Annotated in this window: 16 protein-coding genes and 1 pseudogene; 7 read left to right on the forward strand and 10 right to left on the reverse strand. The window is 63.5% G+C overall.

Going from position 1 to position 15,742, the window contains the following annotated elements; genetic code table 11:
• Positions 1 to 24: 24 nt before the first annotated feature.
• The 5 genes from BLIJ_RS07285 to BLIJ_RS07305 all read left to right on the forward strand — a co-directional run bounded on the left by BLIJ_RS07285 (position 25) and on the right by BLIJ_RS07305 (position 3,769).
• Positions 25 to 852 carry a hypothetical protein gene (locus BLIJ_RS07285; protein WP_012577736.1) on the forward strand — a complete coding sequence of 276 codons (828 nt, stop codon included), beginning with the start codon at positions 25 to 27 and terminating at the stop codon, positions 850 to 852.
• A gap of 131 nt (positions 853 to 983) precedes the next feature.
• The gene (locus BLIJ_RS07290) at positions 984 to 1,610 is read left to right on the forward strand and encodes a hypothetical protein (protein ID WP_012577737.1); all 627 of its coding nucleotides are present in this window, start codon (positions 984 to 986) and stop codon (positions 1,608 to 1,610) included.
• A complete protein-coding gene (locus BLIJ_RS07295; protein ID WP_012577738.1) occupies positions 1,607 to 2,389 on the forward strand; it encodes a hypothetical protein in 783 nt (260 codons plus the stop codon). The genes BLIJ_RS07290 and BLIJ_RS07295 overlap by 4 nt, the downstream gene beginning before the upstream one ends.
• A 52-nt stretch (positions 2,390 to 2,441) precedes the next feature.
• Complete coding sequence (locus BLIJ_RS07300) at positions 2,442 to 3,317, forward strand: ABC transporter ATP-binding protein (RefSeq protein WP_003829425.1); 876 nt, start codon at positions 2,442 to 2,444, stop codon at positions 3,315 to 3,317.
• Positions 3,318 to 3,370: 53 nt separating this feature from the next.
• Positions 3,371 to 3,769: a superoxide dismutase gene (locus tag BLIJ_RS07305; protein WP_003829426.1), complete on the forward strand. Its 399-nt coding sequence runs from the start codon at positions 3,371 to 3,373 to the stop codon at positions 3,767 to 3,769.
• A gap of 94 nt (positions 3,770 to 3,863) precedes the next feature.
• On the opposite strand, the gene BLIJ_RS07310 is transcribed toward BLIJ_RS07305, so the two are convergent.
• The 5 genes from BLIJ_RS07310 to BLIJ_RS07330 form a co-directional block, all read right to left on the reverse strand.
• Positions 3,864 to 4,226 carry a hypothetical protein gene (locus tag BLIJ_RS07310; RefSeq protein WP_003829427.1) on the reverse strand — a complete coding sequence of 121 codons (363 nt, stop codon included), beginning with the start codon at positions 4,224 to 4,226 and terminating at the stop codon, positions 3,864 to 3,866.
• Between the two features lie 123 nt (positions 4,227 to 4,349).
• Positions 4,350 to 5,225, reverse strand: a complete 876-nt coding sequence (locus BLIJ_RS07315) for an EamA family transporter (RefSeq protein WP_014484916.1) — start codon at positions 5,223 to 5,225, stop codon at positions 4,350 to 4,352.
• A gap of 203 nt (positions 5,226 to 5,428) precedes the next feature.
• Positions 5,429 to 6,052 carry a hypothetical protein gene (locus tag BLIJ_RS07320; protein WP_012577740.1) on the reverse strand — a complete coding sequence of 208 codons (624 nt, stop codon included), beginning with the start codon at positions 6,050 to 6,052 and terminating at the stop codon, positions 5,429 to 5,431.
• On the reverse strand, positions 6,049 to 6,777 hold the full coding sequence (locus BLIJ_RS07325; protein WP_012577741.1) for a hypothetical protein: 729 nt from the start codon (positions 6,775 to 6,777) through the stop codon (positions 6,049 to 6,051). The genes BLIJ_RS07320 and BLIJ_RS07325 overlap by 4 nt, the downstream gene beginning before the upstream one ends.
• Before the next feature lie 4 nt (positions 6,778 to 6,781).
• Entirely contained in the window at positions 6,782 to 7,438 is a 657-nt protein-coding gene (locus tag BLIJ_RS07330) for an ABC transporter ATP-binding protein (protein ID WP_003829431.1), read from the reverse strand.
• Positions 7,439 to 7,950: 512 nt separating this feature from the next.
• Here BLIJ_RS07330 and BLIJ_RS07335 point away from each other — a divergent pair.
• Both BLIJ_RS07335 and BLIJ_RS07340 read left to right on the forward strand, forming a co-directional pair.
• A complete protein-coding gene (locus BLIJ_RS07335) occupies positions 7,951 to 9,153 on the forward strand; it encodes an IS110 family RNA-guided transposase (protein WP_007054094.1) in 1,203 nt (400 codons plus the stop codon).
• 239 nt (positions 9,154 to 9,392) lie between these two features.
• Positions 9,393 to 10,578: pseudogene (locus BLIJ_RS07340) on the forward strand (IS30 family transposase).
• 188 nt (positions 10,579 to 10,766) lie between these two features.
• Here BLIJ_RS07340 and BLIJ_RS07345 read toward each other — a convergent pair.
• The 5 genes from BLIJ_RS07345 to BLIJ_RS07365 form a co-directional block, all read right to left on the reverse strand.
• Positions 10,767 to 11,435: a response regulator transcription factor gene (locus tag BLIJ_RS07345; protein ID WP_012577742.1), complete on the reverse strand. Its 669-nt coding sequence runs from the start codon at positions 11,433 to 11,435 to the stop codon at positions 10,767 to 10,769.
• The gene (locus tag BLIJ_RS07350) at positions 11,432 to 12,661 is read right to left on the reverse strand and encodes a sensor histidine kinase (protein WP_003829436.1); all 1,230 of its coding nucleotides are present in this window, start codon (positions 12,659 to 12,661) and stop codon (positions 11,432 to 11,434) included. Before BLIJ_RS07350 ends, BLIJ_RS07345 begins: the two co-directional genes overlap by 4 nt.
• A gap of 32 nt (positions 12,662 to 12,693) precedes the next feature.
• Positions 12,694 to 14,118 carry an FtsX-like permease family protein gene (locus BLIJ_RS07355; protein ID WP_012577744.1) on the reverse strand — a complete coding sequence of 475 codons (1,425 nt, stop codon included), beginning with the start codon at positions 14,116 to 14,118 and terminating at the stop codon, positions 12,694 to 12,696.
• Complete coding sequence (locus BLIJ_RS07360; RefSeq protein WP_003829438.1) at positions 14,111 to 15,073, reverse strand: ABC transporter ATP-binding protein; 963 nt, start codon at positions 15,071 to 15,073, stop codon at positions 14,111 to 14,113. Before BLIJ_RS07360 ends, BLIJ_RS07355 begins: the two co-directional genes overlap by 8 nt.
• Before the next feature lie 134 nt (positions 15,074 to 15,207).
• Entirely contained in the window at positions 15,208 to 15,741 is a 534-nt protein-coding gene (locus BLIJ_RS07365; protein ID WP_012577746.1) for a hypothetical protein, read from the reverse strand.
• Position 15,742 lies beyond the last annotated feature (1 nt).

Genomic DNA, 15,742 nt, shown 5'->3' on the forward strand with positions numbered 1-15,742 from the left:
GATGGAAAGGAACGGTGAATCCTGATGACCGATCATCTTGACGAAACGATCGACCGTTTGACGGACGAGACGCCCGACGGGCGTCTGCTTGCGGCATTGGACGCCGTGGAACGATCCCGTTCGGGAGACGCGCCTCCCGCTGCGGCGGTGATGGCGCGCATCCGCGCGTCGCGGTCCCAGTTGGACGGACCGGCATGGTCGTGGGCGCGCAGTCTGCGGTTGTTCATGCTGCTGCTGGGCCGGCAGTCGCGGGTGGTGCCGTGGCAGGTGGTGCCGGCCACACTGGCGTTGATGGCGTTCGCCGGATTGGGGGCGCGGTTCTTCGCGGTCGGCTGGAGTGCGACGATCGTGTCCCATGCGTTCTGCTCGATGGTGCTGGCCGGCGTGCTGCTGAGCGTGACGATGGCGTTCGGGGATTCCCGCGCGGACATGATCTCGTCGGCCACCCCGTTGGGTACGGGGGCGGTCACGCTGGTCCGGCTGGTGTTCATACTCGCCTGCGACGTCGTGTTCGGCCTGATGGTGACCACCGTGATGGGCGCGCAGGGGTATGGGACGTTCGGCGTACTGCTGGTCGGATGGCTGTCGCCCCTGCTGCTGGTCGCCGGCGTGGGCGCGATGCTCGCGATCCGTTTCTCCTCGGGCGTCGGCTTCGGCGTCGGCCTGCTGTTGATTATCGCAATCCGGCTGAATCCGTTCGGGTTCGCGGGTCTGGCGGACGCAAGCCGGTCCGGTGCAGCACAATCCTCCGGACAGCTAGGTCTGGCCGTCGCGGGGCTGATGGCCTGTGTGGGGGCGGTGGCGCTGGCCGGACGATTGTCCGGGGCGCGCATGGCGGCCGCGACCGTCTGACCGACTCGAAGCCGATAACTCATCTGGTCGTTCGGCATGTCGCGTGAACTTCAGGACAGGCGGCCGCTACCTACTTGGTGACGAACAAAAAGAATGACCGTCAACTTCATCGGACTTCAAGGAGGGTCGGCATGACGGGAATGATTCGCGCTCAGGCAAGGCGCATCGGCATGGGATTGCTGGCAATGCCCGTGGCCTGTGGGATTGCGGTGGCGGCAGCCGGCGTCATGGTATCCGGCGTGTGGTCGCGTACGCAAACATTGATGGTGGTGAACTGGCTCGCCCAGCTGATGGTGATCGGCTCGGGCGTGTGCGTGGCGGTCGCATTGACCGGTGACCCGCTGGTCGAGGCGAGCGAGTCCACGCCCGTGGGTTGGAGGCGCGTGCAAACCACACGGTTCGCGCTCACGGCTGTATCCACTCTTGTGGGTGCCGTGCTTATGTTCGCGCCGTTGCATGTATTGGGCCTATGGCCGCAGGATATGGGATGGATAAGTCTGATCGCGCCGGCCGGCGCGATACTGGTCGTGGGCCTGGCCGGGTTCGCGGCCGCCGCATGGTCCGCGTCCGCACAGGCCACGGTCATGGCGGTGGTCGCCGTATGGATGTTCCTCGCCCTGCTGTGGGACCCGTACGTGCTCGATCCGGTCACGCAACGCGGCATCCCAATCGCCGTCTCCATGATCGCCGTAGTGTTCGCGTGGCGTCTGCTGGGCGACGAGGAACGCAACGTGACGCTCGCAAGGAGAAGCATATGAGTCCTTGCACCGGTTTCCGGCATCTGACCCGCGTCCACATGATCATCGTGTGGCGGCAACGTTCATTATGGGTCGCGGTTGTCCCGCTGGCCTTGCTCGCGGTTCTGCTGGGCGTGATCTCCCCGGCAGGACCGCATGACCACGGTGCGGGCGATTTGGCGTTCATGGCCAAGGCGATGGCCATGTTCATGCCGATCGCCTACATGGCCGCGTTCACCGACTTCCACACGCGGCACTCCCGACTTGGCATTGGTCAATTGGAGGATTCCACGCCCATCCCCGCGCCCATGCTGGCCGCGGCTCGCACGCTCGGCGCGTTTCTGATCCTCATCACCCCGTCGCTCCTGCTGCTGGAGTGCGCCGGCGTCGTCCAGACCCTGCACGGCTCGTGGCGGGCCATACCACAGGCATTGGCCGCCGGACTCGCGATCACCGGGCCGGCCGTGCTGACCGCGATGAGCCTGTCCTCGCTGCTCGGCGCGATCCTGCCCATGATCGTCGCGCGCATCACCGGCGTGCTCGCATGGTTCGCGCTCGTGTTCTCCTCGCCGATGCTGCCCGTGCCGACCGTCAACGGCACCATCCTCAACGTGATCGGCGACGCCGTCGGCGCCGGATGGTTCGGGCTCGGCCCCGTCTACCCGGCCACGGGAGGCATCCTCGCGGTCACCGGCACGCCCGCCAACGCGGCCATATCCCTGATCGCGCAGCTCGCCGTCGCCATGCTGCTCATGGCGTTGGGTGGATGGTGCTCGGCACACCCGCGCACAACGCGCTGAACGGCACCGGCGGAACCCCCACCGAAAAAACATCACACGGAAAGAAGACGTCATGTTCATCTCCATCAACCACCTGACCAAGGACTTCCTGAGGAAGCCCCGCGCGCTGGACGACGTGACCTGCGACCTGCCGCACGGCATGGTCGGTCTGATCGGGCCGAACGGCGCAGGCAAGACCACGCTCATGCGCATCCTCGCCGGCATCATCCGCCCCACATCGGGCCAGGTACTCATGGACGGCCACGATCTGAAGGACGAGAGGACCCGCCGTGCGCTCAAACGCACGCTCGGCTACCTGCCGCAGGACATCGAACCCTACCCGCAGCTCACCCCGCTCGAATTCCTCGACTACGTGGGCGTCCTCAAAGGCATCGACGACACGCGAAAGCGCATGCGCCAGGCGCACGAGCTCATCGAACGGGTCGGGCTCACGGACGTGGCCGACCGGCGCATCGGCGGCTTCTCCGGAGGCATGCGCCGCCGCGTCGGCATCGCCCAGGCCCTCATGGCGGATCCCCGGCTCATCATCGTGGACGAACCCACCGCCGGACTCGACCCCGAGGAACGCATGCGTTTCCGCACGCTGCTCGCCGGCCTCGGCGGCGACCGCACCGTGATCCTGTCCACCCACATCCTCGACGACATCGCCCAGACCTGCCCATACGTGTTCGTCCTGCGCCAAGGCCGCATCCGCTACGACGGGCCGACCGAACACCTCACCGAACACGCCACGGGCCGTGTCTGGCTCACCCAGCCATCCAACACCCCGCCACCGGCCGGCATGATCGTCGCCAACGCCGTCACCACCGCACGCGGCGTACGCTACCGCGTCATCACCGACACCCCGCCCGCCGACGCGCATCCCATGGACCCCACATTGGAGGACGGCTACATGGTCCTCATCGAGGAACACCCCGACCAGCATTGACGGCAGACGAACAAGCACCCCGACCACCACCGAACACGACAAAGGAAACCAGCATGACCAACACGACACACGCCATCCAAACCATCACCGCCACCGGCCTCGCCGCCATCATGGCCCTGGGACTGACCGCCTGCATGGACGGCATCGAACACCCCGAAAACTACCCTACCAACGGCAGCAAGAAAATCACCGCGACCAGCAACCCACAGGACATCAGCGCCGACCAACTCGGCCACACATGGCCCCTCACCGTCGACCACGGCACCGTCAGCTGCACGCACAACAGCAAAGGCGATCCCGTCATGCGCTTCACCGCGCCCGACGGCACCCAATACGCCCTCAACCAGACCAGCGACAACAAGGACCTGCCCGACATCAATCAGCTCCTCGCCGACGGCAAATCCACCGGCACCCTCACCAGCTTCGCCTTCACCGTCTGCGACGTGAAATAATCATGCGCCCGCTGCCGGCGGCCGTGTCGATGTCGACCACCGTGCGCATACCGCGAGAATCCTGTGACGCTGACGGTTCATCATCGTCTTGCAGTCAGGACCGGCGCGGTTCCGCCGCCGTTTTCTCCGTAACAATCGCGTATAGCACCAGTGCGACCAGCACGACGAGCCGGGTCCAATCGAAATTACGGATGAGCAGCCCGACGAGAATCAGGACGTCGTAGAACAGCGTGCGCGCCCACCGCCACGGGTATTCCTTACGGACGCGCATCGTCTCCGCCAATCCCCAGATCAGGGCGCAGACGGCGATGATACCGTTGAACCACAGCACTATGGGCCTGCCCTGCGGATCGGTGTCCGGCATAGCGAGATTGCTGAAGAACATCACCAGAGCACCCGTATATACGGCCTCGGGCGCGACCGACAATCTTCCGCCTTCAACGCGAGGATCTGACATGATTACCTCCTTATTGGGGGATCCGTCAACGCTAACGAATCATGCGAAAAACCATTATATTTGAATGGTATGAGCGGGGCTCAAGCATTCACAACATGCTGTCAAGCAATCGTATGACAAGAATCATCCGTTTACGGCATCGCCGCCGGATGACCACACCAGCAGGGCACCCGCGAGGGAGACGACGATGACGCCGATCACGGCCACCGCGGTGATGGTCTGTCGCAATATCAGCGCGGCGATAATCACGCTCATGGCGGGGTCGATGGAGAACAGCGTGCCGACCACGCGCGCCGACGTGATACGCCCGGACAACGTGTCCATCGTGTAGGGAATCGCAACTCCCAGCACCGCCGAGGCTGCGATGACGCCCCACTGGGCGGCCGACACATGCGGCGCGCGAGTGATGGATACCGGCGAAGTGGCCAGCGCCGCAACCGTGACCGACAGGGCGAGCCCGTCGAGCCCGGTGCCTGCCTTGCCGACCCGGTCGGCGAAGAGCGTGTACAGGCCGAAGCACACGGCCGAGCCCAGCGCGAACAGGTAGCCGGCCGGATTGAAGTAGCCGCCCGGCGTAAACGAGATCAAGCCCACACCCACCAGCGCGACCACCGCGCACAGGCCCTCGCGCCAGTGATGCGAACCGGCCAGGGCGACCACGCAGGGTCCGAGGAATTCCAGGGTGACGGCCACGCCCATCGGAATGCGGTCGATGGCCGAGTACAGGCAGACGTTCATCGCCGCCATCGCAAGCCCGTAGATTACGATGCCCAGCCATTCGCCTTTCGACCGGCCAGCCAGTTTCGGGCGGGTGAGTGCGAGAATGACGATCGCGGCGACCAGCATGCGCATCGAACTGACCGGAATTGGTCCCAACGCGCCGAACAACGACGCCGACAGGGACGACGACGTCTGGATACCCAACGACCCCACCATCACCATGCCGGCCGCCGCCATCACACGGCCACGCGCCGAACGCGGCGCCCGAAGCTTGCCCAATACCCCTCCCCTGTCACGGCCATTCCCACACGACCTCTGCGCCACCAATGATAGTGTTCGGCGAAGACTCGCGACGTGCGGAGTCGACTTTGTATGGCGGGATCAGCGGAAAGCGGCAGGCTCACTCCCGCAACGGAATACGGTGAGAAAGCTGGCTGCCGGACGATTACGATCCGAAACAGTGCACCCGTATACGGCTTCGGTCAGACACGTTTCACCGCCTTGAACAGCAGACATGCGCTTATCGCGGCGATGGCGACGCCGACCGGAATCACGTAACCGGCGAATTTCACCCCGTTCAACACCCATGTGGTTGGTATGACGGCGTACAGCATCGGCGCGTCCTCGAACATGCCGGAACTCACCGTAAGTCCGGCGACGATGAAGAAGGCGACGACGTTCCAGGCGACGAGAGGACTGACCCAGAGCCGCAGAACGAAGCATGCCAGGGAAAGAACGACGGCGGTGAACGCAAGCATCAGAATGGTACGCGACGAAAGCGTTTCGTTGACGACGAGCCCGACGGCAAGCCCGTACAGCAAAGTCAGGCAGACGTTGATCACGACGCCGAGCGACAGCGACTTCACGCTGAAGCGAAGCAGGAGCCGGTCGTGGATGCTGAAGGAACGGTACGAGGAGGGCACCCTCGCATGGGAGAAGACGAGACCGGCAGCGGTTACGGGAAGCGCCATCACCATCGCCGACTGCACCACCGCACCCGTGTTCCCGTAACGCAAAAAGAACAACGGAAACAGCAGCACAGCCACGAAGGCGAGCGTCGGCCAGCGGATCACCGCCACACGCTCAATACGCAATAGGGACTTCATTTCCTCTCCACTCCTTCGCGACGGAACCGGCTCAACAGCACATAGGCAACCAAAAGCACCACGATCGGGACGACGACCATCACGGGGCCGACGGACGCTCGACTCGCCGCTTCCGCCGGCGACATCACGGTGCCGTTCAGGTTCAGCCCGACGGTCCGTAGGGCGTTCGCGACGTAGGGCGTCGCATAGTCGGGAAGGTCGCCCGGCAGGAGAATCCATGCATAGCAAAGGATGGCCGAGACGATTCCGGCGGTTCTGGGATCGGCGGCGATCTCGACGATCGAGTAGATCAGGGAGGTCGCAAGGCTCTGCAGCACGACGAAGCACAGGACAGCTGCCAGATGCGGGTGCATTCCGGTACCCGTCAGGACCATGATGGCGTCGAAGCACAGTACGCCAATCAGGTTCACGGAGGTCAGGATCAGGGCCCGGAACACGGCCCTGAGCGAGCATGGCGTCCACGCGGAATACACGTGGCGCGGCAGGCCACCGTAGTGCGCCTTCGCGACCCTGGCATCGCATGCGAAGAGCAGCGAAAGACAGATCAACGGCTGGGTGGCGGTGAAATAGACGCAATACCCTCCGGTTATCGGGGTTCCGTTCGCCGCGCTTGAGATCCACGCACCCAGCAGAAGGGACGAGACGGCCCCAAACACCGCGGCGAGGAAATACCACGTGTTCCAGTAGTAGGCGACCAACGCGCGAACAGGGGAAACGGCGTTCAAGACCCTACCTCCCCTGATACAGATCCGCGAGGTTCACCCCGGTCAGATCCGTGACCTGCACGGCCCGGCCGTGACGAATCATGATGCACTCGTCCGGGACGCCCTGGATCTCATGAAGCAGATGCGTGGAGATGACGACGCAGTTCCCCTTGTCCCGGTAGGCGCGAAGCGTTTCGGACAAGGAGGCTATGCCATCGGGGTCCAGACCGTTCTGCGGCTCGTCGAGGAACAGGAACCTCGGATGCGGCACAAGGGCGAGGCACAGCTCCAGACGCTCTTTCATGCCCGTCGAGTAGTCCTTCGCCTTCCGCCCATACACCGCGCGATTGATGCCCACACCGTCCAACGCCGCCTCCGGGTCCACATCCAGACCCCAGAACGCGGAGACCACCTCGACGTTCTCTCTACCACTCAGGTAAGGAAAGAAACTGGGATGGTCTATCGCCGCGGACATCTCATTGATATTCGTCCCTGTGTACGTGACCTCTCCGCTCACGGGCTTTATCCGTCCGAGTAGCGTCTTCATCAACGTGGTTTTGCCCGCGCCGTTTGCCCCAAGCAGACAGATGATCCTACCCGTGCTCAACCGCAGGTTAATGTTGCTGACGATTGGGGAACCCTTGTACCCGATCGAGAGATTCGTAGCCGATATAACTGGCATAATCACCCTTCACGAAAGGCGGGCCTGAAGGCAAAGGCAGGATGCCTTGCCCAGACCCGCGCGTTGCAATGTCGCCGCCATTTTACCCTTCAGCGGCCGCAAACGTAACATCATGTCAGGCAATCGCATGACGGTTGCTCCATGCTCCCTCGATTTGCCGAAACTATCCATCGGCCAAAGGAATGAACCTGCGCATCATCCGCAAGGACGATGCATCCGACTCCCATCGCACACTTGCCGCCACCGGTCTCCCCATTACCATGTTTGGTAGGCCCCGATGGTCGGGGCCGGGTCGCCGGTTCCGGTATGACTTTCCTGCCCTGTCGTCGATGATCCGGGGGGTGTTGTCGCCGGGAACGGGGACGCCCGATGACCGCTGATAGGAACCAGGCCGGCTACACGGACGCTTCAGGGGCGCATGGCGCAGGTCTCGTCGTAATGTGGGTGCGGCGCGGGCGTCCGGACTCCTCCGAGCCCGCGGCGACCGGAAAACCTTCATGACGGGAGGAACGATGATGACCCCGGACGACATCGACGTGTGGGTCGGCCTGGACGTGGGCAAGAGCGCGCACCACGCGCACGCCCTCGACCATGACGGGAACACCCTGTACGACAAGCCGTTGAAACAGGACGAGAAGGCCATCCGCACGATGCTGGGCAAGCTCTCCAAGCATGGCCGTGTGCTGCTGGTCGTGGACCAGCCCAACACCATCGGCTCCCTGCCCCTGACGGTGGCGCGGAACATGGGGATCGCGGTTGCCTACCTTCCCGGCACGGCCATGCGCAGGACCGCGCAGCTGCTGCCCGGGGACGCGAAGACCGACCGCAGGGACGCGCATGTGATCGCGTGGGCCGCGCTCAAGCTGCCCGAGACGCTCAGGGACGCGGGCCCGGATGACGAGACCCTCGCCGCCCTGAAGCTGCTCGCCGGCCACGACGAGGACCTCGCCCACGAATCCACCCGCCACGTCAACCGCCTGCGGAGCCTGCTGCTGCAGACCCACCCCGCGTTCGAACGCGCGCTCAAGGGCGAGAGAATCACGCGCGACGCGACGCTCGCGCTGCTCGAACGATACGGCGGGCCCATGGGCGTGAAACGGGCCGGGATCGAGGACGTGAAGGACTGGGCCAAGTCCAACGGGCTTCGCGCCGGCCGCATCATCGACGACATGTTCAAGGCGATCGGCGAGCAGACCGTCACCGTGCCCGGCACCCTCATGGCCGAGACCATCATCCCCTCCATCGCCCACGACATCAAGACGATCAGGGACCGGCGGCGCGAGGTCGGCCGCCAGGTCGAGAAGCTCCTGGAGGACCACCCTCTTCTCACGGTCCTGACGTCGATGCCCGGGATAGGCGTCAGGACCGCAAGCAACATCCTGCTCGGCATCGGCGGCGACATCGCCAACTTCAAATCGTCCGCCCATCTGGCCGCCTACGCGGGCATATCGCCCGTCACCGGCCAATCCGGCACCAGCATCAAAGGCGAACGGCCCTCCAGGCGGGGCAACAAACGCCTCAAGAACGCGCTGTGGCAGACCGCGTTCGTCGCATCCACCAAACACCCGCCCTCCGTGGCCTATTACAAGCGCAAACGCGAACAGGGCAAACACCACAACGCCGCCATCATCTGCCTCGCGCGTCGGCGCTGCGACGTGATCTACAGCATGCTCAAAAACGGAACCCTCTACCAGGAACCAGCCCTCGTAGCCTGAACCGGGCCACACGGGAAAGGACGCCGGACGCCACCGGCAGGGCGAAGCGCGCCCACGACAGCCAACCGGAATCCCGACACGTCAACTCCCCAAGGAGTTGACAAAAACATAGGAACACCCCCCAAAAAAAAATGGCGAAGGGCGGGTTCCAGTGATCGTCGCAACGCCTGGCTGACTGATGGGAGGGCCAGGTGGACAGGTGGGTGTTCGAGGGTGTGGAGTACGCGACGCGTGGTGAGATGTGCGCGGCGAGGCGGCGCCGCTACGTCGAGCTGCTGGGGGCGGGCATGAACTTCACGCAGGCCGCGCGGGCGGTGGGCGTGTCCAAACGCACCGGCAAGGTGTGGCGCAACGGAAGGACACGATCGAACGGCAGGAACGAGAAGCCGTCGGTGGACTGGTATCGTTCCACCGTGGACGTTCCCCAGAAGATCAGTTCGAGGTATCTGGACCAGGACGAGCGCATCAGCATCGCCGACTGGCGGAAGGCCGGCATGGGCGTGCGCGGGATCGCGCGCAGGCTCAATCGTCTCGCGTCGACCGTCAGCCGCGAGCTGGCGCGCAACGCGAATCCCGCGACCGGCATGTACGAGCCGTACCGGCCCCAGCAGATGAGCGCGGACGGCTCAGACGACCCAAGCCCGCGAAGATCCATACGGTGCCCGGCCTGCTCGCATACATTCGCGCAGGATTGCGGGCGCATTGGAGTCCCGAGCAGATCGCGGGGCGCCTGCGCGCCGATTTCCCGGATAATGATGCTATGCATGTGTGCGCGGAGACGATCTACCAGGCCATCTACGTCCAGGCCAAAGGCGAACTGAAAAAGGACGTCATCAAGGCCCTGGGGAGCGGGCGCGCCCAACGCCGGCCGCACGGGCAGGCGGGTTCGCGCAGGCCCGTTTCCGCGAGCCCATGATCATGATCGGCGAGCGGCCCGCCGAAGTCGAGGACCGGGCGATACCCGGTCATTGGGAAGGCGACCTGATCTGCAGCGCGGCCAACAAAAGCGCGATCGGCACGCTCGTGGAACGCTCGACACGGTTCACGATCCTCCTGCACCTGCCCGACGGGCACGACGCCAAACACGTCCGGCAGGCCGTCATCCGGAAAATGCAATACCTGCCCAAGCTCCTGAGGAACTCGCTGACCTGGGACCAGGGAAGCGAGCTCACCCTGCACAAACGCATCTCGACCACGCTGGACATGCAGGTGTATTTCTGCGACCCGCATTCACCCTGGCAGCGCGGCACCAACGAGGACACCAACGGGCTCCTGCGCCAATGCTTCCCCAGGGGCACCGACCTGAGCGCATACCCCGAGGACTACCTCGACGCGGTCGCCGAGGAACTCAACGACCGGCCCCGCAAAACACTCGGCTACAGGAAACCATCCGAGAAAATACTCGAACTCATCAACACAGCATGATGCAATCGCACCAATCCAAGACCGCCATCAAGAGCGGCAAAACACACAGGTGTTGCAACCACCACTAAAATCCGCCAAGCCCACCTTGCCGAATGGGGTGTCGAACATGGAATCCGTCTTGGGGGGCGTGCGGTAGTCGCATTCGTAACAACAATCCGCTTGAATGAGCTGCTGAGCAAATAGCAGGTCTACATGCCTGCTTTGAACCAGCCGATGGCGATTTGAGTGCGATTGCGCAGGCCCAAAGTTGCGAGGATACGGGTCACGGCACGTTTGACGGAGGCAGGTTCGACGGTGAGTTGATTGGCGATTTCCTCGTTGATGAGCCCTTCGGAGATGAGTGCGCAGATTTCACGCTGGCGAGGGGTGAGTGCGTCGAAAGCTTTGCGCATTTCTTGCTGGCGCTGGCTGCTGGTGGGATGCGGAACGCCTCGTTCAAGCACTTGTCTGGTGATTCGTGGGGTGAGTATTGCGTCACCGTTGGCGATGGCGTGAACCGCGTCGATGAGGTTGTGCTTGGTGACGTCCTTGAGCAGGAAGCCGCTGGCTCCGGCGTCGAGACCGCCAAAGGCGTAATCGTCCTCGTCGTACGTGGTAAGGATGAGAATGCTGATGGTGGGCCAGCGTCTGGTGATGCGGCGAGTGGCTTCGATGCCGTCCATACCGGGCATCCGCACATCCATGAGGATTACATTCGGCAATGGACGATGCTGAACGGCGAGCTGTTCGAGCGTCTCGATGGCGGATCGGCCGTCAGCGGACTGGGCAGTGACGACGATGTCGGAAGCATCGTCAAGCATGAGTTGGAAGCCAAGTCGCGCGAAACGCTGGTCGTCTACGAGCATTATACGAATCATGCGGTGTGGTCCTTTTCGTTCACTCCGTTGGACGGGATGGTCGCCTCGACGACCCATTCGCCGTCTTCGTTTGGACCGTATTCGAAGATGCCGCTTGCCGATTCGACGCGGTGGAATAGACGGACGAGCCCAGTACCGTCATCCTTGCGCGCGTCCTTGCGCGCGGGACTGCCGTCATTGCGGATAATCACGGCGACGGTGCCGTTCTCGCTGTGGTTCCAGGCGATGCTGATATGCACCACGTTCTGTCCGTGACGTATGGCGTTGGTGATGGCTTCGCGAGTCACATCGAAACACAAATCAGCCTGAGCTTCGTCATCGGCGCGCGTACCAGTCTCGGTGAACACCGTGACGATGCCCAGCCGGCGTGCGTGCGCGAGAATCGGCCGAATGTCATCCCATGAATGCTGGTCTGATTCTTGGGTGTGCGTATCGTCACCGTTCGCCGCTCCATCGAACTCGGTCAGTGCGCGGACGGCTTTGCGCGTGTCGCCCAGACTCTCTCGTGCGATTTCGTTGATGCCGTGCAGCGCATCCTCCACGCGTGGGTCATCGGTTTTGCCGGCCAGACCCTCAGACAGTGCGATGATTACGGTCAGATCCTGGCCCACACTGTCGTGCAGTTGACCGGCTATGCGCGAACGGCGTATTGCGGCATCGCGTTGGAAGGCCAGCTCGGCTGCCCGCCGGCATTCCTCGGCAGCTTTGTGTTCGGCTTCCTTGGCCTGTTGCCTGCCACGTACTGCAAGCGCGCCGCCTCCCACGGCTGCCAACGTTACCACTCGACTCACCCATTCGGTCGCGAGAACGTCCGGATGCACCATGATGGCCGACGCGGTCATCGACAGCATCATGCCGATGCCTCCAACGCACAGCCCGCGCCCCCTCGCTGTCCGGGCGAACGCATAGCAGGCGACGAGCGTCTGAATCATCACGATTGAGTCCAACCGCCAGTACGAGGCAACTATTAACAATACCGCTTCAAGCGCCAAGGCAACGGCTGGCAGCCAGTAACGGACAAGCAGTATCGCACTGCTGGCTATGGTCATCGCCAGCAGCAGAGCCAATCCCAGCGGATCTTTGGCAAACGTATACATGGTGTCGGCCGGCGCTCCGATCGCATGCTCCCACAGCATCGCTGCACATTCGACCACGGCGATGACCAGTGGCACGGCCAGGACCGTGACCTTATTGGCCTGCGCGGATTGCGGTTTCATGGCTCCCATTGTGGCTCTTTTTGTATGATGTTGCGTGCATGTCAGCATGTGCGTATCGTGTCGGCCACGCTGCGGTGTAGCGCGGGGCGAATCTGCGTGAACTGGATGAGGAACAATGCCAGCCAGCAGGCCGTGCCCATGCCGATTACGCCCGGCCATGGGATTTCGGCCACGGGGATGCCGACGAGCGCCGCGGATCTTGCGGCGAAAACGCTTGCGCTGACGGCGACCGGGATGAGCGAGAGAATGACCGCGCCGGCGGCCAGCTGCAGGCTCTGCCAGAGATACATGCGGATCACACGACGTGGGGACAGGCCGATGCTGCGCAGCAATGCCTGGTCGGCGACCATGCTGCGGTTCGACAGGGCGATGACCGCCATGCTGGTGGCCAGGGACACGATGCACAGCATCGTTATGAGCAGCAGCGAGTCCGCGTAGTTCAGGCTCTTCGGATGGCCGCCCAAGGCGAGTATCCGGCCATAGGATCGCGCGCAGGTCAGCAGGGTGACCGACAGTCCCATGGCAAGGGCGAGCGGGGCAATCGTGTTCGTGTTGCTGGCGGCCTTCGCCTCGGCGGAACGGGCGGCGAGCACGCCGGTCGCGGACCCGCACAGGCGACACACGACACGTCCGATGCCCAACAGAATCGGAATCAGCATGCTGACAAGGATGTACATGCCGAACGAGGCGATGATGCCGGCCCACAGCGCGCTGTTGAATGTCTGCCCCGCCTCCTGGCCGAACGCGAGCGCCCGTGGCGTGCCCATGCCGGAGAACGCCAATGCCAGCGCCGCCGCCATGACAATCAAACCAAGTGCCCAGTGCGCCCAAGACCGCCAACCGTGCCGTATCCCGATGGCTCCCGTGCCGCGAATCACCTCGATGGGACGGATCTTCGCTGCGCGCAGCGAGGGGATGGACGCGCCCAACATGCACGTGGCCACACCCAACAGCAGGGATCCGAGCCACGCGGCCATCGACGGCGTGAACGCAGGAGGTGCGAACGAGCCGAATCCATCGGCGAAGCTTTCCGCAGCCATGGCGTTGAACTCGGGAACCGCCAGCAGGCTGGCCGGCACTGCAGCCAGAGAGCCGATCAGGGAACCGAACAGGCTCGCCACACCCACGAGCATCCACATGCTGGCAAGCACCTGACTCGGGCTGGCGCCCATAAGCCGCCATTGCGCGAACGTGCTGTGAATACGGTTGACCGTGGCCGAGCCGACCACCGTCAACGAGAAGAACGCGAGAAATGACACCACCACATAGATCGTGACCGACACCATGCCGAACTCGGCCGGATCAAGACCCGCCTGCCGCGCGGCCAATGTGAACGACGGAGACGAGGTCCACACGAATTGGTTCATGCATATGCCCACCAGCGTGGTCACCACTGCGACCACCAGAATCGTGGGTACCCATCCCGTGACATTGTCGCGGAACACACGCAGCACATACCTAGCCACGATGAGCCTCCTTCCGCTGCTGCGGATACGCCACGCGCTGGACCGGTCGGCCCGGTTGGACGGATTGGATAGGCTGGGCGTTCACCATCATCGGGCCGACAGACCGCGCCGCCGCAACCAACGGCGGCGACCCGGCCGGTACGAAAGTGCGGCGTATGCCATCGGCAATCTGCTCGGCGGTGAGTCTGCCAGCGATGTGGGTGACCTGACCGTCGCGCAGGAAGATCACGTGGTCGGCCAAAGCGGCGGCATCCGTGTCATGCGTGACCATGACCACGCTGGAGCCCGCATCCGCCAGCTCGCGCAGCACCTGCAGCACAAGCTCGCTGTTCGCGGTGTCGAGCGCGCCGGTCGGCTCGTCGGCGAACACCACCGCCGGACGCATGAGCAGCGCACGGCACAGGGCGACGCGCTGCTGTTCGCCACCGGACAGGGCGCTTACCGTCGTCTTCGCCCTCTGGCGAAGACCGAACCGGGACAGCAGCTGCGTGACCTGCACGTAGTCGGCCTTGCGATGGGCGAGCGAGAGCGGCAACATCACGTTCTCCTCGACCGTCAGATACGGCACGAGATTGTATTGCTGGAACACGAAACCGATATGCCCGCGAATGAACCGCGAACGCCGTTCCTCATTCAGTGCGTAGACGTCGGTACCGCCGATGGTCACCCGCCCGGAATCGGGCCTGTCCAATCCGGACAGCACATACAGCAGCGAGGTCTTGCCTGCGCCGGACGGACCGACGATCGCCGTCAAGCCCGCTCCATCGATATCCAACGAAACATTATTGAGAACAGTCTGCGTGTTTGCGGGTCGGGAGGCGGTTCGAGCATCGAACCCTGTCCGTTTCACCAGTCCGAGCGCCTGAATCGGTGTGCCGGCATTTTGCCAAGTCATGAGGTAGCCCCCTGTCGTGAAAGTTGACGCCGTTTTTCTCAACCTTCGCGCCAGGGGCATGGCAGGTCGAGGTAAACACGGAAAGTGACACCCTAGGGTGACAGATTCCAGTAGCGTTCCATGACCGGCACCCAATATGCCCTCAACCAGACCAGCGACAACGAGGACCTGCCCGGCATCGTCCAACTGCCCGCCTATGCCAAGTATGATGGACGGCTGCTCGTCATACTTGGTTCCTCCGGGAAGCGAATATCCTTCTGTCGTTTGCGGAAACAAGCCCTGCCGATGCCCAAGACCGCCAGATAAAGCAGGAACATCACGGGCACGACCCATGTCACGTACCGCCACGGGTCAATCTGGAACGTATCGAAGACGATGAACATGACGCCCCACACGTTGATGGCGACGATCGCCAGAATCTGGGCGGCCGCCGAATCGAACCTGGATTCGGCCGGGCTGGTATCGTTCGCGTCGGCCGGAACGTCAGGCGTCCGCCCGGCGCGACGCATGAAGCCGAGCGCCGCCCACACGATGGCCGCCACCAACGCCACGGCCGCCGGCACCACCAGCTTCCAGAACTCCCCGTCATTCCAGCCGTACCGGATGACGGCGCACGTGATGGCCGTGACGGCGGCCACGCCCAATGTGGCGGAAGCGCCGAAAAACCACAGCAGACCTTGATTCCGACGCCCACCATGGGAGGCCCGCACCTCATCGTCCGCAACCATA

It is taken from the genome of Bifidobacterium longum subsp. infantis ATCC 15697 = JCM 1222 = DSM 20088, from assembly GCF_000269965.1.
GTDB lineage: Bacteria > Actinomycetota > Actinomycetes > Actinomycetales > Bifidobacteriaceae > Bifidobacterium > Bifidobacterium infantis.

Excerpts from the sequence above, each read along its gene's own strand:
- BLIJ_RS07330 (WP_003829431.1), bottom strand. The coding sequence starts at position 7,438 with ATGCCAGTTATATCGGCTACGAATCTCTCGATCGGGTACAAGGGTTCC.
- BLIJ_RS07310 (WP_003829427.1), bottom strand. The coding sequence starts at position 4,226 with ATGTCAGATCCTCGCGTTGAAGGCGGAAGATTGTCGGTCGCGCCCGAG.
- BLIJ_RS07320 (WP_012577740.1), bottom strand. The coding sequence starts at position 6,052 with ATGAAGTCCCTATTGCGTATTGAGCGTGTGGCGGTGATCCGCTGGCCG.
- BLIJ_RS07305 (WP_003829426.1), top strand. The coding sequence starts at position 3,371 with ATGACCAACACGACACACGCCATCCAAACCATCACCGCCACCGGCCTC.
- BLIJ_RS07300 (WP_003829425.1), top strand. The coding sequence starts at position 2,442 with ATGTTCATCTCCATCAACCACCTGACCAAGGACTTCCTGAGGAAGCCC.
- BLIJ_RS07295 (WP_012577738.1), top strand. The coding sequence starts at position 1,607 with ATGAGTCCTTGCACCGGTTTCCGGCATCTGACCCGCGTCCACATGATC.
- BLIJ_RS07350 (WP_003829436.1), bottom strand. The coding sequence starts at position 12,661 with ATGGGAGCCATGAAACCGCAATCCGCGCAGGCCAATAAGGTCACGGTC.
- BLIJ_RS07360 (WP_003829438.1), bottom strand. The coding sequence starts at position 15,073 with ATGCCCCTGGCGCGAAGGTTGAGAAAAACGGCGTCAACTTTCACGACA.
- BLIJ_RS07285 (WP_012577736.1), top strand. The coding sequence starts at position 25 with ATGACCGATCATCTTGACGAAACGATCGACCGTTTGACGGACGAGACG.
- BLIJ_RS07290 (WP_012577737.1), top strand. The coding sequence starts at position 984 with ATGACGGGAATGATTCGCGCTCAGGCAAGGCGCATCGGCATGGGATTG.
- BLIJ_RS07335 (WP_007054094.1), top strand. The coding sequence starts at position 7,951 with ATGATGACCCCGGACGACATCGACGTGTGGGTCGGCCTGGACGTGGGC.
- BLIJ_RS07345 (WP_012577742.1), bottom strand. The coding sequence starts at position 11,435 with ATGATTCGTATAATGCTCGTAGACGACCAGCGTTTCGCGCGACTTGGC.
- BLIJ_RS07365 (WP_012577746.1), bottom strand. The coding sequence starts at position 15,741 with ATGGTTGCGGACGATGAGGTGCGGGCCTCCCATGGTGGGCGTCGGAAT.